This window comes from Lysobacter sp. DMC104 (genome assembly GCF_056313665.1).
The window spans coordinates 1-22,486 of sequence record NZ_JBQUZW010000017.1 but is presented as its reverse complement, the minus strand read 5'-3'; the positions used below and the strand labels follow the sequence as shown (position 1 = coordinate 22,486).

General features: G+C 70.9%; 20 protein-coding genes and 1 pseudogene. 7 read left to right on the top strand and 14 right to left on the bottom strand.

The genetic code is table 11. From position 1 onward, the window contains the following. Window positions 1-10: 10 nt before the first annotated feature. A complete protein-coding gene (locus tag ACT53R_RS17905; RefSeq protein WP_476173277.1) occupies window positions 11-811 on the bottom strand; it encodes a hypothetical protein in 801 nt (266 codons plus the stop codon). Then, on the bottom strand, window positions 808-1,179 hold the full coding sequence (locus ACT53R_RS17900) for a Rieske (2Fe-2S) protein (protein WP_476173276.1): 372 nt from the start codon (window positions 1,177-1,179) through the stop codon (window positions 808-810). The genes ACT53R_RS17905 and ACT53R_RS17900 overlap by 4 nt, the downstream gene beginning before the upstream one ends. Window positions 1,180-1,252: 73 nt before the next feature. Between ACT53R_RS17900 and ACT53R_RS17895 the strand changes: the two genes are divergently transcribed. From ACT53R_RS17895 to ACT53R_RS17870, 6 genes and pseudogenes are all read left to right on the top strand, one after another. Continuing rightward, window positions 1,253-1,531 (top strand): hypothetical protein, encoded by a 279-nt coding sequence (locus ACT53R_RS17895; RefSeq protein ID WP_476173275.1) that lies wholly within the window; start codon window positions 1,253-1,255, stop codon window positions 1,529-1,531. Window positions 1,532-1,587: 56 nt separating this feature from the next. Then, window positions 1,588-2,322, top strand: coding sequence for a fumarylacetoacetate hydrolase family protein (locus ACT53R_RS17890; RefSeq protein ID WP_476173274.1), 735 nt, complete (start codon window positions 1,588-1,590; stop codon window positions 2,320-2,322). Between the two features lie 109 nt (window positions 2,323-2,431). Continuing rightward, window positions 2,432-2,845 carry a large-conductance mechanosensitive channel protein MscL gene (gene mscL, locus ACT53R_RS17885; protein WP_476173273.1) on the top strand — a complete coding sequence of 138 codons (414 nt, stop codon included), beginning with the start codon at window positions 2,432-2,434 and terminating at the stop codon, window positions 2,843-2,845. A 139-nt stretch (window positions 2,846-2,984) separates the two neighbouring features. After that, the gene (locus tag ACT53R_RS17880; protein WP_476173272.1) at window positions 2,985-4,418 is read left to right on the top strand and encodes a M28 family peptidase; all 1,434 of its coding nucleotides are present in this window, start codon (window positions 2,985-2,987) and stop codon (window positions 4,416-4,418) included. Window positions 4,419-4,476: 58 nt separating this feature from the next. Next, window positions 4,477-4,791: pseudogene (locus tag ACT53R_RS17875) on the top strand (RebB family R body protein); the annotation flags it as partial. A 398-nt stretch (window positions 4,792-5,189) separates the two neighbouring features. Beyond that, entirely contained in the window at window positions 5,190-6,005 is an 816-nt protein-coding gene (locus ACT53R_RS17870) for a 3D domain-containing protein (protein ID WP_476173271.1), read from the top strand. Here ACT53R_RS17870 and ACT53R_RS17865 read toward each other — a convergent pair. From ACT53R_RS17865 to ACT53R_RS17855, 3 genes are read right to left on the bottom strand one after another with little or no spacing between them, the layout of a single operon-like run. Continuing rightward, entirely contained in the window at window positions 5,950-6,744 is a 795-nt protein-coding gene (locus tag ACT53R_RS17865) for a TrmH family RNA methyltransferase (RefSeq protein WP_476173270.1), read from the bottom strand. The genes ACT53R_RS17870 and ACT53R_RS17865 overlap by 56 nt on opposite strands. Before the next feature lie 24 nt (window positions 6,745-6,768). After that, window positions 6,769-7,251 carry a ribosomal protein L7/L12 gene (locus ACT53R_RS17860; RefSeq protein WP_476173269.1) on the bottom strand — a complete coding sequence of 161 codons (483 nt, stop codon included), beginning with the start codon at window positions 7,249-7,251 and terminating at the stop codon, window positions 6,769-6,771. 16 nt (window positions 7,252-7,267) lie between these two features. After that, window positions 7,268-7,621: a hypothetical protein gene (locus ACT53R_RS17855; protein ID WP_476173268.1), complete on the bottom strand. Its 354-nt coding sequence runs from the start codon at window positions 7,619-7,621 to the stop codon at window positions 7,268-7,270. Between the two features lie 76 nt (window positions 7,622-7,697). Here ACT53R_RS17855 and ACT53R_RS17850 point away from each other — a divergent pair, with 76 nt between their 5' ends. Then, the gene (locus ACT53R_RS17850; protein WP_476173267.1) at window positions 7,698-8,210 is read left to right on the top strand and encodes an O-acetyl-ADP-ribose deacetylase; all 513 of its coding nucleotides are present in this window, start codon (window positions 7,698-7,700) and stop codon (window positions 8,208-8,210) included. 10 nt (window positions 8,211-8,220) lie between these two features. Here ACT53R_RS17850 and ACT53R_RS17845 read toward each other — a convergent pair whose 3' ends face one another. The 9 genes from ACT53R_RS17845 to ACT53R_RS17805 all read right to left on the bottom strand — a co-directional run bounded on the left by ACT53R_RS17845 (window position 8,221) and on the right by ACT53R_RS17805 (window position 22,274). Beyond that, complete coding sequence (locus ACT53R_RS17845) at window positions 8,221-11,343, bottom strand: efflux RND transporter permease subunit (protein WP_476173266.1); 3,123 nt, start codon at window positions 11,341-11,343, stop codon at window positions 8,221-8,223. Window positions 11,344-11,346: 3 nt separating this feature from the next. Then, entirely contained in the window at window positions 11,347-12,525 is a 1,179-nt protein-coding gene (locus ACT53R_RS17840) for an efflux RND transporter periplasmic adaptor subunit (RefSeq protein WP_476173265.1), read from the bottom strand. Between the two features lie 283 nt (window positions 12,526-12,808). Then, window positions 12,809-13,813 carry a class I fructose-bisphosphate aldolase gene (locus tag ACT53R_RS17835; RefSeq protein ID WP_476173264.1) on the bottom strand — a complete coding sequence of 335 codons (1,005 nt, stop codon included), beginning with the start codon at window positions 13,811-13,813 and terminating at the stop codon, window positions 12,809-12,811. 122 nt (window positions 13,814-13,935) lie between these two features. Next, on the bottom strand, window positions 13,936-14,793 hold the full coding sequence (fabD, locus tag ACT53R_RS17830; protein ID WP_476173263.1) for an ACP S-malonyltransferase: 858 nt from the start codon (window positions 14,791-14,793) through the stop codon (window positions 13,936-13,938). A gap of 117 nt (window positions 14,794-14,910) precedes the next feature. Next, on the bottom strand, window positions 14,911-15,492 hold the full coding sequence (locus tag ACT53R_RS17825; RefSeq protein ID WP_476173262.1) for a hypothetical protein: 582 nt from the start codon (window positions 15,490-15,492) through the stop codon (window positions 14,911-14,913). A gap of 67 nt (window positions 15,493-15,559) precedes the next feature. After that, window positions 15,560-17,026 carry a pyruvate kinase gene (gene pyk / locus ACT53R_RS17820; RefSeq protein ID WP_476173261.1) on the bottom strand — a complete coding sequence of 489 codons (1,467 nt, stop codon included), beginning with the start codon at window positions 17,024-17,026 and terminating at the stop codon, window positions 15,560-15,562. A gap of 103 nt (window positions 17,027-17,129) precedes the next feature. Further along, window positions 17,130-19,514: a tetratricopeptide repeat protein gene (locus ACT53R_RS17815; RefSeq protein WP_476173260.1), complete on the bottom strand. Its 2,385-nt coding sequence runs from the start codon at window positions 19,512-19,514 to the stop codon at window positions 17,130-17,132. After that, entirely contained in the window at window positions 19,511-21,562 is a 2,052-nt protein-coding gene (locus ACT53R_RS17810) for a DUF3857 domain-containing protein (RefSeq protein ID WP_476173259.1), read from the bottom strand. Before ACT53R_RS17810 ends, ACT53R_RS17815 begins: the two co-directional genes overlap by 4 nt. 37 nt (window positions 21,563-21,599) lie before the next feature. Then, entirely contained in the window at window positions 21,600-22,274 is a 675-nt protein-coding gene (locus ACT53R_RS17805) for an HAD family hydrolase (protein ID WP_476173258.1), read from the bottom strand. Window positions 22,275-22,486: the final 212 nt, after the last annotated feature.

Here is a 22,486-nt window from a genome sequence, read left to right as displayed (position 1 = left end):
CGCCTATGGCTCAACCGCCCGGATCGCCCGGCAAAATCGGGTAGACGCGGGCGATCGAGCAGCCGGCCTGCGCGGCGAGGCCGCGTTCGACGATGCGGCGGGCGATGCCGGCGCCGAAGGACAGTTCGTCCTCGTCGCGCGAGAACACCGCGCGATCGCCGGGATGGCCGCAGATCGCGGTACCGCCGACCTGCGACTTCAGCACGAGTTGGGTCATCGTGCCCATCTCGGAGCAGACGCCGTTGAATTCGACGCGGTAGTAACGATGCCCGTCGCTGCGCGTCGGAGAGGTCTCGAGCACCAGGTCGCTGCCGTCGTCGCGCCAGCCGCGGACGTAACGGGCGTCGACGCAATACGCCGTGCTGCCGACGAATCCACGCACGCGCTTGCCGCGGACGACGATCGTGTCCAGGTCGTCGGCCGTAGGCTGCGCGTTGCGAGCGAGCAGCGCGTGGTCGGCGTATTCGCGGGCATCGATGCGGGCGACGTCGAGCACGGCGCAGCGGCGGTCGCCGCGATCCAGCCATGCGCCACCGCGAGTGCACACCTGCCCGCGCGGGCTGAGCAGACGCGGCTGCTCCGACCACAGCGCGTTGGGGCAGCCTTCGCCGAGCGCGAGGCGCCAGCGGCTTTCATCGTTCAGGCGGACGACGAGCGTGCGCGCATCGCTCTGCCGTGCTTCGCGCACGTCGCGCGCGCTGAAGCACGCAGGCGCGGGCGTCGCGGTCGCGTCCGGCGTACCGTCGGCGAAGGACGCCGCGGGCATCGCCAGCAGCAACGACAGCGCGAGCGAGCGGGCGACAAGGGTCATGGCGTCGCGAGGAACACGCCGTCGCCGATCACCGCCACCGCCACCGCGCGCAGCGACTGGCCGCGGCACGGGCCGGCGACACACAGGCCCGCGTCGGTCTCGAAGGTGGCGCCGTGCGCGGCGCAGACGAGCTGCCCCTTCGACAGCAGGAAACGACCCGGCGCCCAGTCGAGCCGGCGCCCTGCGTGCGGGCAGATGTTGAGCCAGGCGCGGACCTTGTCGCCGCGACGCAGCAGCACCAGCGATTCGGCGCTGCCGTCCACCGTCGCCTCGACTTCGATCGGCACGCCGTCCGCCAACGCGGACAACGCGATCAGCGGTGACGCATCCGTGCCGGAGGTCACACCGGGGTTTAACGAAGTCCTCACACCATCCGTCATGAGCCGTCCGATACTGCGACCACTGGCCGCTGGCCGTCCTAGTGTGTCACGACACGCCCGCATGTTCGCGTTCCGCTCGTCCCGTCATCGCCGCCGTTTCGACGCCTTCTTCGCACCGCGCAAGCCGCGTCACCGCGTGCTCCGCGTCGTGCTCGCGCTGTTCGGCGTGGGCCTGCTCGCGGTGTTGCTGCTGTTCGGGCTGGCGATCGGCGCGGCGATGCTCACCGCGGGCCTGCTGTATCGCCTGTGGAAGCAGCGCAACAAGCCGCTCGCCGCCGGCGCGCCGCTGGACGCGGAATACCGCGTGGTGCGCCGCCCGGCGCTGACCGTCGGCCGCTGAGCGATCCCGCCGCGGCGAGACTCGACGCCACCCCGCGCCCGCGCGATCATGCGGGCATGAACGACTCCCCTCGCGATCTCCTCCCGCCGCCCGCCATCGTGCGCGTCCCGGTGCGTGGCCATGATGTCTCCGGCGATTTCCCGGTCCGCCGCATCTTCTGCGTCGGCCGCAACTTCGCCGACCACGCCCGCGAGATGGGCGCCGCGGTGCCCGCGTCGAAAGCCGATCGCGGCACGCCGGTGTTCTTCACCAAGCCCGCCGACGCGCTGGTGATCGACGGTGCCGACGCCGCCTACCCGCCCGGCACGCAGGACCTGCACCACGAGATCGAACTGGTGGTCGCGCTGGGCGAAGACGCGCCGCCCGGCGTGCTCGACCCGGAAAACGCCGGCGCGCTGGTGTTCGGCTACGGCATCGGCCTGGACCTCACCCGCCGCGATCTGCAGGCCGCGGCCAAGGCCAAGGGCCTGCCGTGGGACATCGCCAAGGCGTTCGACGAATCCGCGCCGATCTCGGCGCTGCGGCCGGCCGACGAGATCGGCGCGCTCGGCCCGCGCACGCTGTCGCTGCTCGTGAACGGCACGCTGCGCCAGCAGTCGACGCTGGACCAGTTGATCTGGGACGTCCCGGAGATCCTGCACGAGCTGTCGAAGCTGTTCGCGCTGAAGGCCGGCGACCTGGTCTTCATGGGCACGCCGGCCGGCGTCGCCGCGCTGCAGCCGGGCGACGTCTGCGAAGGCACGCTCGACGACGTGCTGGCGCTGACCTGCCGGATCGCGCCGCCGCGCTGAGGCCCGCACCCGGCGGCGTGCCCCGCCGGAAATAAAGCCCGCCCCGACGCCCACGGGCCGCGACCGCGGCGATAGACTGCGTCCACATCCATCTCCGGGGAGCAGCGTCATGGGCATGATGTCCGAATTCAAGGAATTCGCGATGAAGGGCAACGTCGTCGACCTCGCCGTGGGCGTGGTGATCGGCGGGGCCTTCGGCAAGATCGTCAGCGCGCTCGTGGACGGCGTGATCATGCCGGTCATCGGCTTCCTCACCGGCGGCGTCGATTTCAGCAAGGCCGCCTTCGTGCTGAAGGACGCGGTGATCGGTCCCGACGGCAAGGAAACCGCCGCGGCGGTGGCGATCAAGTACGGCGCGTTCGTGCAGACGATCATCGACTTCACCATCGTCGCGTTCGTGCTGTTCCTCGTGATCAAGGCGATGAACCGGCTCAAGCGCGCCGAGGAAGCCGCGCCCGCCCCGGCGGCGCCGGCGGAAGACGTGGTACTGCTGCGCGAGATCCGCGACCTGATGAAGCGCTGACGCCGATCCGCTGAAACACTGATCTTCCCCGTCGCCACCGGTCCCGGGACCGATGGCAGGGGGCCTCGGAAGCCGCGGGCTGCTACGCTCGCGGCTTCCGTGTTTTCGTGCGCCGGAACACCGGCCGGGAGAAGCGTCGATGCGTCAGAAGCTGTCGTGGTCCCTCGCCGTCGCCCTCGCGGCGATGTCCTCCGCCGCCGGCGCCGCCTCGCCGCCCGAGACCCGCATCCCGGACGCGGCCATGGCCACCGCGGCGCAGCTGCGCGAGACCGTGCTGCACGACCGCACCGCGTGGGACGCGGTCGAATCGCTGACCACCGAAGTCGGCCCGCGCCTCGCCGGCAGCGAGGCCGACGCCCGCGCCGTGGCCTGGGCCGAAGCGAAGTTCCGCGCGCTGGGCTACGACAAGGTCTGGCGCCAGGAAGTCACCTTCCCGAAATGGGAGCGCCGCGGCGAATCCGGCGCCGTGCTCGGCGCGCACGCGCAGGCGCTGCACCTGACCGCGCTGGGCGGCAGCCCGGGCGGCACGGTCGAAGGCGAGGTGGTGCGCTTCGCTGATCTCGCCGCGCTGGAGGCCGCGCCCGCGGGCTCGCTCGCCGGCAAGATCGCGTTCGTCGATTACACGATGGCCCGCGCCCGCGACGGTGCCGGCTACGGCGAAGGCAGCAAGGTCCGCGGCCGCGGTCCATCGGCGGCGATCCGCGCCGGCGCCGCGGCCTACGTGATGCGCTCGGCCGGCACCGACCACCACCGCAACCCGCACACCGGCATCACCCGCTTCGACGACGGCCTCACGCCGATCCCGTCGGCCGCGCTCTCCGTGCCCGACGCCGAACAGTTGGCGCGTCTCGTCGCGCTGGGCGCGCCGGTGCGTATCCGCGTCGCGCTGGACTGCGGCTGGGACGGCACCGCGACCTCGTACAACGTGATCGGCGAAGTCACCGGCACCGACCGCAAGCTGCGCGACGAAGTCGTCGTGATCGGCGGGCACCTCGATTCCTGGGACCTCGGCACCGGCGCGATCGACGACGGCGCCGGCGTCGCCATCGGCATGGGCGCGGGTCGCCTGATCGCGCAGTTGCCGAAGGCGCAGCGCCCGCCGCGCACGATCCGCGTGATCGCGTTCGCCAACGAGGAGCAGGGCCTGTACGGCGGCAAGGCCTACGCCGACGCGCAGAAGCCGAACGTCGCGAAACACCAGATGGTGGCCGAGAGCGATTTCGGCGCCGGCCGCATCTACGCCTTCGCCACCAGCGCGCCGCCGCAGGCGCAGGCCGCCGCCGCGCGCATCGCCGAAGCGCTGAAGCCGCTGGGCATCGAGGCCGCGGCCGACGGCCATCCGGCGTCGGACGTCGGCGCCATCGCCGCCGAAGGCGCAGCGTGGGCGTCGCTGAAGCAGGACGGCACCGACTACTTCGACCTGCACCACACGCCGGACGACACGCTCGACAAGATCGATCCCGACGCGCTGGCGCAGAACACCGCGGCGTATGCAGTGTTCGCGTATCTCGCCGCCTCGGCCGACGGCGGTTTCGGCAGCGCGCCGAAGCCGGCGGAGACCGCGAAACCCTGATCGCCGCACCGCACGCCGCACATTCGCCCTTCACTCCCGGATCAAGGACAGACCACCCATGGCATTCCCGACCGCCGTCAATTCGCAGATCACCGATTCGATCACCCAGGCCAACGTCAAGGTCATCGCCGAATCGCCGGCCATGGCGATGGGCAGTCTCTACCAGTCGCTCGCGCACTCGACCGGCATCCTGTTCGAGAACGCCGTGGCCGCGCAGCAACAGCAGAACACGCTGGCGCAGGCCGCCGCGAACATGGGCGTGATGCAGATCTACAGCCTCGACACCACCGCCGCGGCCGGCGCGACCGAGAAAATCGCGCAAACCGGCATCGCCGACAATCTGACCAGCCTGCTGACCGTGCTGAATGCCTTCCGTTTGCAGGCCGCGCCGAAGGCGATGGTGGCGGCGCCCGAGTCGACGGCCGACACCGCCACTGCCGCAACGGCCGAAGTCGCGGTGGCGCCTGCCGCCGCGACCGATCCGGCCTCCGACGATGCCGGCGCGACGGACATCGCGCAGCAGATCCGCGATGCGGTGACCTTCGTGAACGAGACCGTGCTCGGCAGCAGCGACGACTTCATCGCCGGCCTGCATGCGGCCGTCGACACGATGGCGCACGCGCTGCACACGATCGACCGCAGCGAGCACGAGGCCCGCGTCCACGTCCTGCAGGAAGCCGCGCTCGCCGCCACGCTCGCGGCGATGCTGCGCGAGCCGGAGAAGGCGAAGGAGTACGAGACGGTGCTGCAGGTGATCCAGCGGATGGAATGATGCGCCGCTCGGCCGCCGTCCTGTGGTGCCTGCTCTGCGCCGTCACTTCGGTGGCGGCGCAGGACACGTTCGCGTTGCCGCCACCGGACATCGCGACCGCGCAGCACGTCCGGCTCTGGGCCACGCACTACAACGTGCATCCGGCCACCGTGGCGACGACGGGCCTGCCCTTGCTGGATCTCGCCGGTGCGACGATCGGCCCGATGCTGTCCCCGCGCGACTGGTGCCTCGCCGCGCTGGAAGGCACGGTCGCGGTGACGACGGATACCGGCACGTCGACCTACAACTACGCGGGCAAGGCCGCCGAGGCGCAGGTCGACTGCGTGCAGGTGCTGGCGCTGGATCCGGCCGGCAAGCCTTGGGCCGGCGCGCTCGGACGCTCACGCTTCAAGCGCTCGCGCGGGCCGTACGGCGAAGGCACGGGCAGCTACGACCTGGTGCCCTACCGCACGATCGCGGTCGACCCCGACACGCTGCCGTTCGGCTCCGTGCTGTACGTGCCCGACGCGCGCGGCGTGCCGGTGACGCTGCCCGACGGCACGCAGGTCGTGCACGACGGCTATTTCTTCGCGGCGGACACCGGCGGCGCGATCAAGCAGGCGCACATCGACGTGTTCTGCGGCGTCGCCACGTCCAACTGCTTCCCGGGCGTCGTGCACAGCGACGCGACGAAGACGTTCGACGCCTGGGTCATCGACGACGCGAAGATCGCGGGATTCCTGTCGGGCCTGCATCGCCCGACCGCCGACGCCGCCGTGCTCAGCGACGCCGCGCCCACGCCGCCAGCAGCACCGCCGTCGCCGCCGCCACGTTGAGGCTTTCGACCGCGCCGGTGCCGGGAATCGACAGGCGCTGGTCGCAGGCCTTCGCGAGTTCGGCGTCCATGCCCTCGCCTTCGGCGCCGAGCACGTAGACCAGCCGCTCGGGGAGTTTCGCCGCGAACAGGTCGCCGCCGCCGCGCACGACGGTGGCGGCGAGGCCGAAGCCCGCGCCGTGCAGCTGCGCGATCGCGTTGTCCTCGCGGCCCAGGCGCACGAACGGCACCGCTTCGGCGCCGCCCTCGGCCACGCGCGCGGCGGCGCCCGACAGCGCCAGCGTCGAATGCTTCGGCAGCAGCACCGCGGCGATGCCGAAATGCGCGGCCGAGCGCAGGATCGCGCCGAGGTTGTGCGGGTTGCCCACGCCGTCCAGCCACAGCGCGCAGCATGGGCCGGGCGGCAGGTCGCGCAGCCACGTCGACAGCGGCGTCGGCTCCTCGCGCAGCACCTCGGCGACCACGCCTTCGTGGTGCGCGCTGACGGCGAGCTTCTGCAGTTCCTCCGGCGCCACCACGCGGTAGCCGACGCGGTGCGCGACGCACCACTTCAGCAGCGGCTGGAGCTTCGGGATCGTCGCTTCGGCCAGATAGACCTTGCGGAGGGCCTGCGGGCGGCGGGCGAACACGGCGCGCACCGCGTTCAGGCCGTACAGACGGAGTTCGGCGTCGCGACGGCGACGCGCTTCGCCGCCGGGCGCGGCGGGGGGCGGGAAGGAGGACGGGGGAACCGATGACATCCCCGCATTCTACGCGCCGCCGGCTCAGCGGCCGAACCACCACCACGCCGCCAGCGCGACCGCGACGACCAGCGCGAGGATCGGCCCGATCCCGACACCGCTGCGCCCCGAGACCACCATCGGCATCGGCGCCGCGGCTGACGACCGTTGCCCGGCGACACCCGCGCCACCTGCCTCGTGTGCTTCGACCAGATCCTTCGCTTCCTTCAGGCCGAGGCCGGTGGCCTCGCGCAGGCGCTTGATCGCCTCGATCTTGTTCCCGCTGCGCAGCGCGTCCAGCACGTCGTCGGGCAGCATCGACGCCGCGGCCTGCGACAGCGCCGCCGTCGACACCGACAGGCCCGGCAGCGGCGGGAGCGGCTGATCGTTGGCGTACGCCTCGACGGCCGCGTGCGCGGTCTTTAGGTCGATTCGAGCGGCTTCGCGCAGGCGCTTGATCGCGTCGATCCTGTCGCCGCGGGCAATCGTGTCGATCACGTCCTGCGGCAGCGTCGGGCCTGGGTCCATGCGGCAACGCCTCCCGTCAGTGGGTCAGCGCCCAGACCGCGGCGGTCGTGAGCAGGATCACCAGCCAGAGCACGCCGCGACCGGGGTGATCGCCGGGCATCACCGTGGGCGTGCGCTTCTCGTCGAACAGCGCCGCGGTGCGCCGCTCGGCGGCCTGCATCGACTGCGGCTCGGGCGTGCGCGGCCTGTCGGCCGTGCCGGCGCCGGCGCCATTCGATGCCTGCGCTTCGGCCATCATCCGCTGCACCAGCGCCAGCGTGCCCTTGAGGTCGCCACCGCCGGCCTCGCGCAACCGCTTGATCGCCTCGACCTTGTCCCCGCGCGCCAGCGCTTCGGCGACGGCCCGCTGCACTTCCTTCGACGTGTTCATGGCAGCTTTCCCGGAAGGCAGTCTCGTCGCAGCATAGCGCGTCCCCCGCCTCCCCGCGGGCCACGGAACCGCCACCATGCCCATCGAGGTTCGCCAGGGCGACATCACCGCGCTGGACGTGGACGCCATCGTCAACGCCGCCAACGCGGCGCTGGCCGGCGGCGGCGGGGTCGACGGCGCCATCCATCGCGCCGCCGGCCCCGGGCTGTCGGCGGCCTGCAAGGCGATCCCGATGGTACGGCCGTTCGTGCGCTGCCCGGTCGGCGAGGCACGGATCACGCCCGGTTTCACGCTGCCGGCGCGCTGGATCATCCACACCGTCGGCCCGGTCTGGCACGGCGGCCGCGAGGGCGAGCCCGAACTGCTCGCGAGCTGTTACCGCAAGAGTCTGCGCCTCGCGATCGAGCACGACATCCGGTCGATCGCCTTCCCCGCGATCAGCTGCGGCGTGTTCGGCTATCCGCCCGATCGTGCGGCCGAGGTCGCCGTGCGCACGCTGCGCGCGCATGCGCCCGCGGAGCTGCGCGTGATCCTGTGCGCGTTCGACGCGGCGATGGCGGAGCGCTACCGGCGCGCGCTGGCGGGCTGATGCGGCGGGCTCAGTGCCCGCCGACCTGTGGCGTCTCCGCTTCCAGCGCTTCGAGCTTGCGCTTCAGCGCTTCCGGCGAGCGCGTGTACGGCGCGATCACGCGGTAGAACGCGGGCACCACGAACAGCGACAGCAGCGTGGAGAACGCGACGCCGGCGATCACCACGATGCCGATGGTCGAGCGGCTGGCCGAGCCCGGGCCGCCGGCGACGACCAGCGGCACCGCGCCGACGATCGTCGCCACCGACGTCATCAGGATCGGGCGCAGGCGCACCGCGCAGGATTCGAGGATCGCCTCGCGCACGTCGCGGCCTTCGTCGCGCAGCTGGTTGGCGAACTCGACGATCAGGATGCCGTTCTTCGCCGCCAGGCCCACCAGCATCACGATGCCGATCTGGCTGAAGAGGTTGAGCGTGCTGCCGCCGATCCACAGGCCGAGCAGCGCGCCGGCCACGCCCAGCGGCACGGTCAGCATGATCACCAGCGGGTGCAGGAAACTCTCGAACTGCGCGGCCAGCACCAGGTAGACCACCAGCAACGCCATCGCGAAGGTGATCAGCACCGCGCCGCCGGCCTTGCGGAACTCGCGCGATTCGCTCTTCCAGTCGATCTGCGCGCTCGCCGGCAGTTCTTCCTTCACCGCCTGCTCGGTCCACGCGATCGCGTCGCCCATGCGATAGCCCGGCGCGAGGCCGGCGGAAATGGTGATCGCGCGCAGGCGGTTGAAGCGATTGAGGCTGCCGGCCTCGGCCATCTCGTCGATCTTCACCAGGTTCGACAGCGGGATCAGCGCGCCGTTGCGGCCGCGCACCTGGATCGCCGCGAGGTCGGACGGCGTCGCGCGCACGGCGCGGCCGGCCTGCAGCATCACGTCGTATTCCTCGCCGTTGTCGACGAAGGTGGTGACGCGGCGACTGCCCATCATCGTTTCCAGCGTGCGGCCGATCTCGTTCACCGACACGCCGAGGTCCGCGGCGCGCGCGTGGTCGATCTCGACCCGCATCTGCGGCCGCGTTTCCTTGTAGTCGGAATCGGCGGAGAAGAAGTTCGGGTTCTTCTCCATGCGCGCGAGGATGCGGTCGCGCCACTGCGCGAGTTCGGCGTAATCGGGGCCGCCGATCACCAGCTGGAACGGCTGGCCGTTGTTGCGGGTCAAGCCGGTGCGCAGCTGCGGATTCACGCGCACGCCGGGCAGGCCACCGAGTTCCTTGCGCACCTGCGACACGACGTCGTCGGTGGTCGCCTTGCGCTTGTCCCAGTCCTGCAGGAACACGATCGCCTGGCCGGTGTGCATTTCCTCGCTGGCGCCGAAGCTGCCGGGCACGCGCGTGTTGACGCGCTGCATCGGCTTGCCCGCACCGGTGTCGCGCAGCAGGATCTTCTCCACCTGCTGCACCTGGCCAACGGTGTAGTCGAAGCCCGCGCCCTCGGGGCCGACGACGCTGGCGAAGAACACGCCGCGATCCTCCGGCGGCGCCAGTTCGCTCGGCACCAGTTTGAACAGCACCGCGCTGCCGCCGAGCGCGGCGATCATCAGCACGCCGAACAGCCACGTGCGGTCGAGGCTGCGGTCGAGCAATCGTCGGTAACCCTGCGCCGTGCGGTCGAGCAGGCGCGCGATGGCGCCGTGGAAGCGGTTCGGGCGATCGGCCGCGTGCGGACGCACCAGCTTCGACGACATCATCGGCGTGAGCGTCAGCGCGACCAGCGCGGAAATCGCGACCGCTGCGGCCAGCGCGACCGACAGTTCGCGGAACAGGCGCCCCGTGTTGCCTTCGAGGAAGCCGATCGGCAGGAACACCGCGACCAGCACCGCGGTGGTGGAGATCACCGCGAACGCGACCTGCGCGGTGCCGCGGCGCGCGGCGACCAGCGGCGGCTCGCCGAGGTCGGCGCGACGCTGGATGTTCTCCAGCACCACGATCGCGTCGTCCACCACCAGGCCGATGCACAACACCAGCGCCAGCAGCGTCAGCAGGTTGATCGAGAAGTCGAAGGCGTACAGCGCGATGAACGCGGCGACCAGGCACACCGGCACCGTCACCGCCGGGATCAGCGCGGCGCGCGCGCTGCCGAGGAACAGCCAGATCACCAGCAGCACCAGCACGATCGCCTCGAACAGCGTGTCCCACACGCGCGCGACCGCGGCCTCGATGAACACCGTGGTGTCGTAGGCGACGAAGATGCGCGTGCCCTTGGGCAGGCTCGTCTGGATGCGCTCGGCCTCGGCACGCGCGGCGCGGGCCACGTCGAGGCTGTTCGCGGTCGAGGTCTTGATGATGCCGAGGCCGATGTTCGGCTCGCCGTTGCTGCGGAAGTAGGCGCGGCGCTCGGACGAGGCCAGTTCGACCTTCGCCACGTCGCCCAAGCGCACCACATAGCCGTCCTTGCCCTTGGCCAGCGGGATCGTCGCGAACTGTTCCGGCGTGCGGTAGCTGCGCTCGACGCGCAGGGTGAAGTCGCGGTTCGCCGATTCGATGCGGCCGGCCGGCAATTCCACGTTCTCGCTGCGCAGCGCGCTCTCGACATCGCCGGCGGTGAGGCCGCGCGCGGCCAGCGCGTCGCGGTCCAGCCAGATGCGCATCGCGTAGCGCTGCTGGCCGCCGATGCGCACCTGCGACACGCCGTCCAGCGACGACAGGCGATCGACCACGTAGCGGTCGGCGTAATCGCTGAGCTGCAACGTGTCCATCGAGGTCGAACTCATGTTCAACCACAGGATCACGTCGGAATCGCTGTCGGCTTTCTGCACCTGCGGCGCGTCGGCTTCTTCCGGCAGACGGTCGGCGACGCGACTGATGGCGTCGCGCACGTCGTTCGCGGCGGCCTCGATGTCGCGCTTCAGCGTGAACTCGATCGTCACCGTCGAGCGGCCGTTGACGCTGCGCGACTGCAGGCTCTCGATGCCCTCGATGCCCGACAGCGCGTCTTCCAGCACCTGGGTGATGCGGGTCTCGACCACGCCCGCGGACGCCCCGGTATAGCTCACGTCGACCGAGACCACCGGCGGATCGATCGCGGGCAGTTCGCGCAGCGTGAGCCGGCTGTAGGACATCAGCCCGAGCACGATCAGCAGCAGGCTCATCACGGTCGCGAAGACCGGACGCTCGATCGAGACGTCGGACAGGCGCATCGGTCAGCCCTTCGCCGCCACGGGCGCGGCACCGGCGGAAGGCGCAGCGCCGGCGGCCTTCGCCTCGACGAACTTGCCGCCTGGCCGCAGCTTGCCGGTGCCTTCGATCACCACGCGATCCCCGGCGCGCACGCCGGAGACAAGTTCGACCTTGCCGTCGGCGCGCGCACCGAGCGTCACCGCGACCTGTTCGACGGTGCCGTCGTCCTTCGCGCGGTAGACGAAGCTGTCGCGACCGATCTGCACCACCGCGATCTCCGGCACGCGCAGCGTGTCGCGCGCGGCGCTGGGCAGGTCGACGTTGATCAGCATGCCCGGGCGCAGCAGGCGCTCGGGATTCGGCAGGTCGGCGCGCACCGTCACCGCGCGCGTGGCGGGATCGATGCGCGCGTCGATGGCGGAGACGTTGCCGGTGAAGCTGCGACCCGGCCACGCTTCGGCGCGACCGCTGATCGGACGCCCCGGCGCGACGGTCGACAGCAGCGCCTCGGGCAGCGGGAAATCGACGTACACACGCGAAACGTCGTCGAGCGTCGCCACCGCGGTGCCCGGCGCGACCAGCGCACCCGGGCTGACCTGGCGGATGCCGAGCGTGCCGGCGAACGGTGCGCGGATGATGCGGTCGGCGAGTTGCGCGCGGATCTGTCCGACGCGCGCGTTGGCGACGTCGCGCGCGGCGCGCTGGGTGTCGAACTGCGAGCGCGCGATCAACTGCTGCGCGGCCAGTTCGCTCTGGCGACGGTAGAGGCGTTCGGCGTCCTCGGCGTTGGCCTGCGCTTCGACGAGCGCCGCGCGCTGCTGGCGATCGGACAGCGTGACCAGCGGCGCACCGGCGTGCACCTCCTGCCCGCTTTCGAAATGCACCGCATCGACGAGCTCGCTCACCTTCGCGGTGATCGTGACCGATTCGTGCGCCTTCACCGTGCCGATCGCGGACGTGCGCTCGGCAAAGGATTCGGGTTGCAGGCGCTGCGTGGTGACGGTGGCGGGGCGATCATTGCCACCCGGGCCGCCGGGCTTGCCGGCCGCGGCGTCGTCCTTGCCGCCGCAGGCGACGAGAAGGCAGGCGACGAAGGCGACCGTCGCCAAACGGATCGTCGCGCCGCGCGTGACCGCGCGGACGGGATCGAAGGAACGCAGGGCGCACCGGGGCGCCGCGTCCATGGGCAGGCGTGGGAGCATCGGGCAGTCCTTCAAAGCAGTGATCCCGATTGTAGCGGCAGCATCCGCGATTCCCGGCATTCGCGAACGGCTTGCAATTCGCATTGATCGTCGGGAAACCGGCGTTTTCCCGGGGAAAACGCACGCTTGTGGCCGACATGCATGACCTTCGGCCTATGCCGGCACATCAACGGCAACGCAGCGTTTCGCAGGCCCGGAACGACGGACGCCGGCACGAGGCCGGCGTCCGCGAAGCACTTGCGACGATCGCCTCAGGCGATCGCATGCGACCAAAGTCGAACGCTCAGCCGCCCCACTGGCCCAGCGCGGCCAGGCCGTTGTCGCGGGCGCGGGCGAACACCGTCTCCTGCGCCTTGCCGAAATTGGCGACGAGGTCCTGCGACCACAGCTTCAGCGCCGCCGACTGCATGGCGCGGCCGTACGAGAACGACAGCGGCCACGGGTTCGGGCCCATCTGGTTCATCGCGTTGAGGTGCGCGGTCGCGTCCTCGTCGCTCTGGCCGCCGGAGAGGAACACGATGCCCGGCAGGATCGCCGGCACGGTCGAACGCAGGCACATCAGCGTGTATTCGGCGACTTCGTCGACCGAGGCCTGCTCTTCGCAGTCCTTGCCGGAGACGACCATCGACGCCTTCAGGATCGTGCCCTGCAGGTCGACGTTCTGCTGGTACAGCGCGTCGAACAGCGCGCGCAGCGTGGCTTCGGTGACGTTGTAGCACTCCTCGATGTCGTGCTCGCCGTCCATCAGCACTTCCGGCTCGACCATCGGCACGATGCCCTGCTCCTGGCACAGCGCGGCGTAACGCGCGAGCGCGTGGACGTTGGCGTCGATGCAGGTGCCGGACGGGGTGTCCTCGCCGATGGTGATCACCGCGCGCCACTTCGCGAACTTCGCACCGAGGGCGGCGTATTCCTTCAGGCGCTCGCGCAGGCCGTCGAGGCCTTCGGTGACGACTTCGCCCGGGCAGCCGGCCAGCGCGTGGGTGCCCTTGTCGACCTTGATGCCCGGGATGATGCCGTTGTCCATCATCACCTTCGCGAACGGCACGCCGTCCTTCGTCGACTGGCGCAGCGTCTCGTCGAACAGGATCGCGCCGGAGATGTGCTGGTTGAGGTTCGGCGTGGTGAGCAGCAGCTCGCGGTAGGCGCGGCGGTTCTCTTCGGTGTTCTCGATCCCGACGCCGGCGAAGCGCTTGGCGATGGTGCTGTTGGATTCGTCGATCGCGATGATGCCCTTGCCCGGGGCGACCATGGCGCGGGCGATATCGGCAAGCTGTTCGATGCTCATTGGAAGGGTCCTGGAGGAGCGGCGGGGAATCCCGGGATTATACCCGCCCCTCCTCCCCGCCCCTCCCCCGCCGGGGGGCCGGACCGACGCCCGGCCCGGCTGTCCGGGCCGGGTACCGGGACTCAGGCGGCCCGGATCTGCTGGACCAGACGGGCGAGGACGTTGCCCGGGCCCATTTCCTCGAAGCGGTCCACGCCCTGCGCGGCGAGGTAGCGCACGCTCTCGACCCAGCGCACCGAGCCGGTGATCTGGCCGACCAGCAGCGCCTTGGCCGCCGCGCCGTCGGCCGGATACGGCTGCGCGCTGAGGTTGGCGATGACCGGCGTCCGCGGCGCCGAAAATTCGAACGGCGCGAGGAAGGCCTCGAACTCGCGCGCGGCGTCGGCCATGTAGCGCGAGTGGAACGCCGCGCTGACCGGCAGCGGCATGCACATGCGCGCCCCGGCGGCCTGCAGCAGCGGGCCGGCGCGGTCGATGTCCTCGACCGGACCGGAGATCACCGTCTGCGACGGCGAGTTGAAGTTGGCGACGTCGGTGGCGACCAGGCCGTTGTCGCGCAGCACGTTCGCGATGATGCCGGCGTCGAGGCCGATCACCGCCGCCATGCCGCCGCCGCGCGCCTGCGACATCAGTTCGCCGCGCTTCTGCACCAGACGCAGGCCGGTCATGAAATCGAACACGCCCGCGGCCAGCAGCGCGTTGTATTCGCCGAGGCTGTGGCCCGCCAGCCACTGCGGCCGCGCGCCGCCGGCCAGCGCCTTCTTGGTGTGCAGCGCATTGACCACGTACAGCGCCGGCTGGGTGTAGCGGGTGTCCTTGAGCTTGTCCTCGGGATCCTCGAGGCACAGCTGCCGCATCGAATAACCGAGCAGCGCATCGACCTCCTTCTCGATGCCGGCGTATTCGCCGACCTCGTCGAACAGGCCCTGGCCCATGCCCTTCTTCTGCGAACCCTGGCCGGGGAAAACGAATGCGAGCATGACGGACTCCGTGGTGACGATGTGGCGACGATGGGGATGACGACCGCGGGGCGGCGGTGCAGGCCGGGGATTGTATCAACCGCGACCGAGACCGGCTTTCCTGCGCGCTTCTCCGGATCAGTGCCGAGTGTCGGGCACCAGTACGGGCGCCAGTTCCGGCTCGGGCACCTTGCCGGCGTCTGTACCGTGAGCGGCCATCCACGCGGGCAGGTCGTCGATCCGGCAACTTTCGCGGAGGCGATCGGAGAATTCCGTCTTCCGTGCATCGCTCAGCTGCGACGCCAGCTTCTGGCCGAAGTACGGAAGAAAAGCCACGGTGAACACTTCGCGGCGCGAGGCATTCGCGGCGGCCGGCACATACGTGCCCAGCAGGCCCGTGCTGTTGTGGAACAGGATCAGCAGCTCCCGGCGTCGCCATTTTGGAACGCCCGACGACAGCGCCCATCGCAGGACGCGTCCGGGCACGATCCGACCCTCGCGGTCGATCACGAAACCCTGCGCGACGCATCCGTAGCTGTCGTCGCGCGACTGGCCGAAAGTGAGATACGAAGCGTCGTTGGCGCCCATGCCCTTCGCGATCCAGAACTCGGACAGTCTCCCGGGATCGACGACGGCCACGCCTTCGGCGGCGAAGGCATGCCCGGGGATCGAGGACAGCGTCGTCAGCAGGAGCGAGAGCATCACGGCCATGCACTTCATCGGAACGCCTCCCTGGTGAACCGGGACGGAAACGGGTATCGGCAGGGATCGCACTGCCACCGATCGCTCAGAGCTCGCCCAACCCCTCCGCCGTGCCGTCGTCGCCGACCTGCAACAGGCGCAGGGTATTCGTGGCGCCGTGGGTTTCCATGTGCTCGCCGCTGGTGAACACCACGCGATCGCCGGGGCCGAGCAGGCCGGCGTCGACCAGCTTGCGGATGCTGCCGCGCGCGGCCTGGCGCGGGGTCTCGCCGCGGCTGTCGTAGTCCATCGGGAACACGTCGCGCATCAGCGCCATGCGGTGGCGCGCGGCCGGCACGCGGGCGAACGCGAAGATCGGCGCACGGCCGCGGAAGCGCGACAGGAAGCGCGCGGTGCCGCCGGATTCGGTCATCGCCACGATCGCGCCCACGCCGATGTGCTCGGTGAGGAACATCGCGGCCATCGCGATCGCCTGGTCGGCGCGTTCGAGGTTGCGCGGCGCGTCCTCGAAGTCGGTGTCGTGCTCGAACTGGCGCTCGGCGCCGAGGCAGATGCGCGCCATCGCCTCGACCGCGCGCACCGGATACATGCCGGCGGCGGATTCCTGCGACAGCATCACCGCGTCGGTGCCGTCGATGACGGCGTTCGCCACGTCCAGCACTTCGGCGCGGGTCGGGATCGGGCTGCTCACCATCGACTGCAGCATCTGCGTCGCGGTGATCACCACCTTGTTGCGTTCGAGCGAGGTGCGGATGATCTTCTTCTGCAGGCCGGGCAGTTCGGCGTCGCCGATCTCCACGCCGAGGTCGCCGCGCGCGACCATCACCACGTCGCTGGCGTCGACGATCTCGACCAGGTTCTCGATCGCCTCGGCACGCTCGACCTTCGCCACCACCCAGGCATCGCTGCCGGCGGCGCGCGCGACGCGGCGCGCTTCCTGCATGTCCTCGGCGTTGCGGCAGAAGCTCACCGCGATGAAGTCGGCGCGCAGTTCCGCGGCGACGGCGATCAGTTCGCGGTCGCGCTCGGTCAGCGCGCCCAGCGAGAGGCCGCCGCCCAGCTTGTTCAGGCCCTTGCGGTTCGACAGTTCGCTGTCGTTGAGCACGGTGGTGACGATGCGTTCGCCCTCCACCGCTGTCACTTCCAGCTGCACCACACCGTCGTCGAGCAGCAGCACGTCGCCCGCGACCACGTCGCCGGGCAGGCCGAGGTAGCTCACGCCGACCTGCGTCTCGTCACCGGGCGGCGCGTCCTCGCGGGCGACCAGCGTGAAGGTGTCGCCGGCGCGCAGCTTCACCTTGTCGTTCGCGAACTTCTCGATGCGGATCTTCGGCCCGGGCAGATCGACGAGGATGCCGACCTCGGTGCCGACGCGCGCCGCGGCGGCGCGCACGGCCTCGGCGCGCGCGACCTGCCCGGAGGGGTCGCCGTGCGAGAAATTCAGGCGGACCACGTCGACGCCGGCGCGCAGGATCGCGTCGAGCACGCCCGGGGCGTCGGTGGCGGGTCCGAGGGTGGCGAGGATCTTGGTGCGTCGGCGCTGGAAGGTCATCGGTGAGCACGAGGCGGTAACGGGCGACCCGCAACGCTACCACGCCGACCCGACCGGATCGGCATCGTCGCGCGGTGCATACGTTGCCAGCGCCGCGCCCCGGTCAGGGCGCGGATTCGCGGTAGGCCTTGCCGGCGCGATACAGCGCGAGGCGGTCGAACATGCCCCGGCCGCCGTCCGGCCGGCCCTGCGCGTCCTTCGGCAGCGCGTCGATGGCCTGCTGCTGGTGCCTGGCAGCGCCGGCGAAGTCGCCGTCCGCGGCCTGGCAGGCGGCGACGGTATCCAGTTCGGCCGGATCCAGCGGCCCGGCCGCCAGCATGCGCTGCGCCAACGCCCAGCCCGCCACGGGATCGCGCACGTCGTCGTAAGGCGAGACGCACAGCATCCAGGCGTGGCTGTTGCGGAGACTGTCGAAATCGTCGCCCGCGGGGTCGGCTTCTCGCAGCAGGGCCAGCGCGCGGCGGCGGCGCTCCGCGGTCGATCCCTTGCCCGAATGCAGCCATTGCGCCAGCGCGTTGCGCGCACGATTGGACCCGGCGGCGATCGCGCGCTCCATCCAGCGCATGCCCGCGTCCGGATCGGCGGACAGTCCGTCGACGCCCTCCAGCAGCAACGCGCCCAGCAGCGTCTGCGATTCGACGTCGCCGCGGTCGGCATCGTCGCGCAACAGCGCGACCGCGCGTTCGGGCTTGCGCTTCATGCCCCGGCCCTGGATCGACAACTGCGCCAGCCGACGGCGTGCACGCGCGCCCTGCGCGCCGGGCGTCGTCGCCATCGATTCGTACAGGTCCACCGCGGTGGCGAGATCGCCCTTCAGCTCGGGCCGCCCCGATTCGTAGGCCGTGGCGAGATCGTGGATCGCGTCGACGTCGCCGGCGGACGCCGCCGCCAGCAGCCAGTTGGTCGCGGCCCGCCATTCGCCGCGCTGCCAGGCGGCATGCGCGAGCGTGCGCATCGCGAGCGCATCGCCGCCCTGCGCCGCGGCTTCCAGCCAGACCTGCGCCTCGGCCGCCATCTCCGTCCCGCGCTGCGTACCCGGGTGCGCAGCGCGCACCTCGCGCTGCAGCGCGTAGGCCAGTTCGCGCTGCATCATCGCGTTGCCCGCTTCCGCCGCCTGCCGGCGTGCCGCCTCTTGCGCGGCCTTGTCGCCGGCCTGTTCGTGATAGCCGGCGAGGATGGCGTGGCCCATGCCGGTGCCGTTCGCCGCGGGTCGCGACAGCAGTTCGCGTTGGGCGGGCGAAAGCGCGCCCTCCGGCCGGGCGATGATCTGCCGTACCACGCGCAGCAGGGCGGCGTCGACATTCCCCGCCGCATCGGCCAGGCGCAGGCGCTCCAGCACGAAGGGATCGCCCGCGGCGCCGCCGATGCGGGCCTGCAACTGGGCATAGACGACGCTGGCGCCACGGCGGTACCAGCGGCGGTCCGCGGCCTCCAGCAGCGCCTGCGCCGCCTGCATGTCCTTCGCCACGCCCACGCCTTCGGCATGCGCCAGCGCCAGGATCACCATCGGCATCGCCTGGCGCTGTTCGGCCAGCGGCAGCAGCGCGTCGACCAGTTCCTCGCCGCAGCCGGACGGACGCGCCTGGCGGCACACCGCCAGCCATTCGCGCATCGAGGCGATGCCGCCGCGCCGCACCGCCTCGCGCAGCGCGTCGAGGCGATCGGCCGCGGTGCCGGCTTCCTGCGCCGCCTGCATCGCGGCGATGTCCTCGCCGATCACTTCGCCGCTCTCGCGTTCGCTCTTCACGAACGCGTCCACCAGATCGTTCCGCATGATCGGGAACCCGGCATGCTCGTCGTCGCGATCGACGGCGTAGGTGGCTTCGATGAAGTCGAACGCCAGGTGATGCTCGACCTTCGCGTCGGGATCCCATGCGGCGACGACCAGCGGCATGGTGCGTTCCGGGCGCACCAGCCGGTAGTAGTCGTAGCGGAATTCGTAGCCGAGCATCGCCACCAGGGCATAGATGTCGCTGGGCGAGAACACGCGGATCGGCCGGCGGTAGTAACCCTCGCCGGCATTCGCCAGCGCGAGCTTCGACAGCGCGGCCAGCGCCGCGGCCTCGCGATCGGCCTGCGCCGCGTCGCCGACCGCCTCGGCGCACAGCAGCGCGGCGCGATGCAGGGCGATGCTGATCGGCACCTGCCGCACGGATTCGCGCAGGGCATCACCGTGGCTGCGGCAGGCCTCGGCATCGACGCTGGCGAGCGTGTAGCCCACCGCGTCCATCGCGTCGTAACGCTGGTAGGCATCGCCGAGGTCGGCATGGGCAAGGAACCGCGTCCACGCCTGCGCCGGATCGGCCGCCACCTGCTCGGGCGTGGACGCTGCCAGCGCGCGCTCGCGCGCCGCCGACGTCGCGTCGCCGTCCTTCGCACCATTGGTCTTCGCCGCCTGCACGACTGGCAGCGCGCAGGCGCAGGCCAGCGCGAGCGCCAGTGCGCACGAGGCCCGCGAACGGTCGTGGTCCCGCCGGCGGCCGCTCACTTCGCGTTCTCTTCCATCACCTCGCGCAGCAGGGCGCGCAGGCGTTCCTGGCGCTGCTGCGCGCCGACCGCGGCGGGCAGCGCGAAGCGCAGGGTCGCGGACAGGTCGTCGCGCACCTTGCGCAGTTCGGCCAGGTGCGCGGCCACCTGGTCCTGCGGCACTTCGCTGCGCTTGACGTCGAGTTCGTACACCACCGTCACCGATTTGTCGCCGACTTCCACGTCGCGATGGAAGCCGAAGGCGTCGGCGTTGCGATCGGCGCGCTCGGCGGTGAAGGTCGGCTTCCAGCGCTCCGGCAACTGCACGACGATCTCGTGGCGGTAGCGCCCGCGGTCGGCAAATTCCAGCGGCCCGTGGCGCTCCAGCGCGTCGGGCAGCTCGCTCGCGGCCTGCAACGCCTCGGCGTAGACCTCGAGCGAACGCACGCCGGCGGCGGCGTCGCCGAACGGCGTCTTCAACCGGTAACTTTCGCTGATGCGCAGGCGGTTGTGCTCGGGATCGTCCTCGATCTTCGGCTCCGACAGGGTTTCCACCTCACCGTAGCGCTTGCGGTAGTACTCCGAATAGCGGCGCGACAGGTCGGTGCCGCGCTCGCTCAGCGTGTTGCGGCGCTGGTAGTCGGCGGAGGCACCGGTGTAGATGGTCTCGACCTCGAAGGTGGCTTCCTTGCCGTCGGCGGCGGGCAGGAAGCGCTCCTTCACCTCGATGCCGGCGTTGCCCTCGCGCGGGCGGACGACGGTTTCCAGCGCGGTGACGCCTTCGGCCACCGGCAGCACCATGCCGTAGTCGCCGAGGTCGAACAGGCGCGGGTCACCGCCCTGCTGGGTCATGGTCGGGTCCACCCACACCGTCTCGCCGCCGATGCGGGCCCGCACGATCACGTGGTTGAAGACCGACGCGCTCGGCACGAAGTCGCCGATCGCGCGGCCGCGGTCGGTGGACACCAGCGCCGGCGCGGCCTCGATCCCCAGCCGGTGCAGCAGCGTGGTCAGCAGGTAGACCTTGTCCTTGCAGTCGCCGTAGCGGCGCTGCCACACCAGCCCGGGCGGATTCGGGCGATGGCTGTTGTCGCCGATCTCGATGCCGAAGTAGCGCACGTCGTTCTGCACCGCGCGCAGCGCCGCGGTCAGCCGCGCGGCCGGATCGGGCAGCGTCTTCCACTGCGCCAGGCGGCGCTCCAGGTCGTCGTCGAACGGCTGGTCGAAGCGGGGATACAGCGGCAGCGCCCAGCGCACCACCTCGCCCCAGCCGCGGTCCGGCGCGATCTGCACCGTCGGGAACGGCTGGTACCACGCCGGGTAGCTGTCCTCGTACACCGTGGCCGGCAGGCCGCGCGCCTGCACCTGTACCTCCTCGGCGTCGGCGAGATGGCGGACCTGCGGCGCCAGCGCGGTGTTCTCGCGATGCACGCGGAACTTCGTGCCCGGGTCGTAGAGCACGCGCAGGCCGCTGCGCAGCGTCGGGTTGCGCCACGACAGCGTGGCCCAGTCCGAGATCTGCCCGGCGAGGATCGGGTTGCTGCCGGCGACGCTGTAGCTCACCCGCACGATGTCGTCCACGCGCACGTCGTCGAGCACGATCAGCGCGGTCACGGTGCCGTCGGTCATGTCCTGCTCGAAATCGGCCTCGCGCCGCGCCAGCGAGATGCGGTCGGGCACCAGCCGGTTCTGCCAGCGACCGTCGCGCAGCAGCTCGACCCGGTGGATCGTCAGGCGCTGGAACTCGGGATTGAAGTCGATCTGGAAACGGCCGGCGTCGCCGAGCAGCGACTGCGACTTCGGCTCGAACACATGCTCGGTGTAACTGATGTCCTGGCCACGGCGGCGATCCGACTGCACGTCGTACAGCCAGTAGCGCCAGCGATGGTCGTCGGCGCCGGCCGCGCCGGGATCCCAGCGCGCGGGCAATTCATGGCGGACCACGAACGCCGGCTCCGCGCCGGTCTCGAACCGCAATCCGCCGCTGACGTGTTCGGCCGCGGCGGCGCACGACGCTGCGCCCGACAGCGCGATGAACAGGGCCAGCGCCCAACCCCAACGGAATCCCATGCCTTTCCCCGACCGATCGACGTGCGCGGACAGGCTACTACGAAAGAAACGGGGCGCGAATGGCGTTGCGGAGCAGCGCCGGCAGCACGTCGGGCACGACCGCGAGCGCATGCGCACCGGCCGCACGCAGTTCGTCGGCATCGCCGAAGCCCCAGAGCACACCGACACCACACAGACCGTGGTGCGCGGCACCGACGATGTCCAGGTCGCGGTCACCGATCATCGTGCACAGCCCGGGCGCGGCCTCCGTCGCGATGCCGAAACGCGCCAGCGCTTCGGCGATCAGCTCGGGCTTGTGGCTGAGCCGGCCATCCAGGGTCGCGCCGATCACGTCGTCGAACCGGTGCCCGAACGGCAGCGTGTCGACGATCCGCCGCGCATGCGGTTCGTTCTTCGCGGTGACGACGGCGAGCCGGAACCCGGCCGCATGCAGCGCCTCGATCGCATCGCCGATACCGGCGTAGACCGTGTGCTCGGCCCAGCCCTCGACGTCGTAGCGCTCGCGGTACAGCGCGACTGCGCGTTCGACGTCGGCGGGGTCGTCGAACAGGCGCCCGTAACTCACCCGCAACGCGGGCCCGATCCAGCCGCGCAGCGCGTCCGCCGGCAATCCGGGATGGCCCATGCGTTCGAGCGAATACGCGACGCAGCGGGTGATGCCGACGGCGGAGTCGATGAGAGTGCCGTCGAGGTCGAAGAAGAGGGTGCGCATGGGTCAGTTTCGCGGGAGATCACGCAGAGGATCGCAGAAAAGGCGACGCGCCCAAAGCGCAGAGCAACGACCAGTCCCGACGGGAAAATCAACAGCTTCCGCGCTGCGCGCGGGTAACTTTCTTTTGAAAGAAAGGAGGGTGTCAGGAATTTTGTGTGTCGGGGCATACCATGACCCAGAGGAGGTCGTATGCCACGCAAGAAGAGACCCGC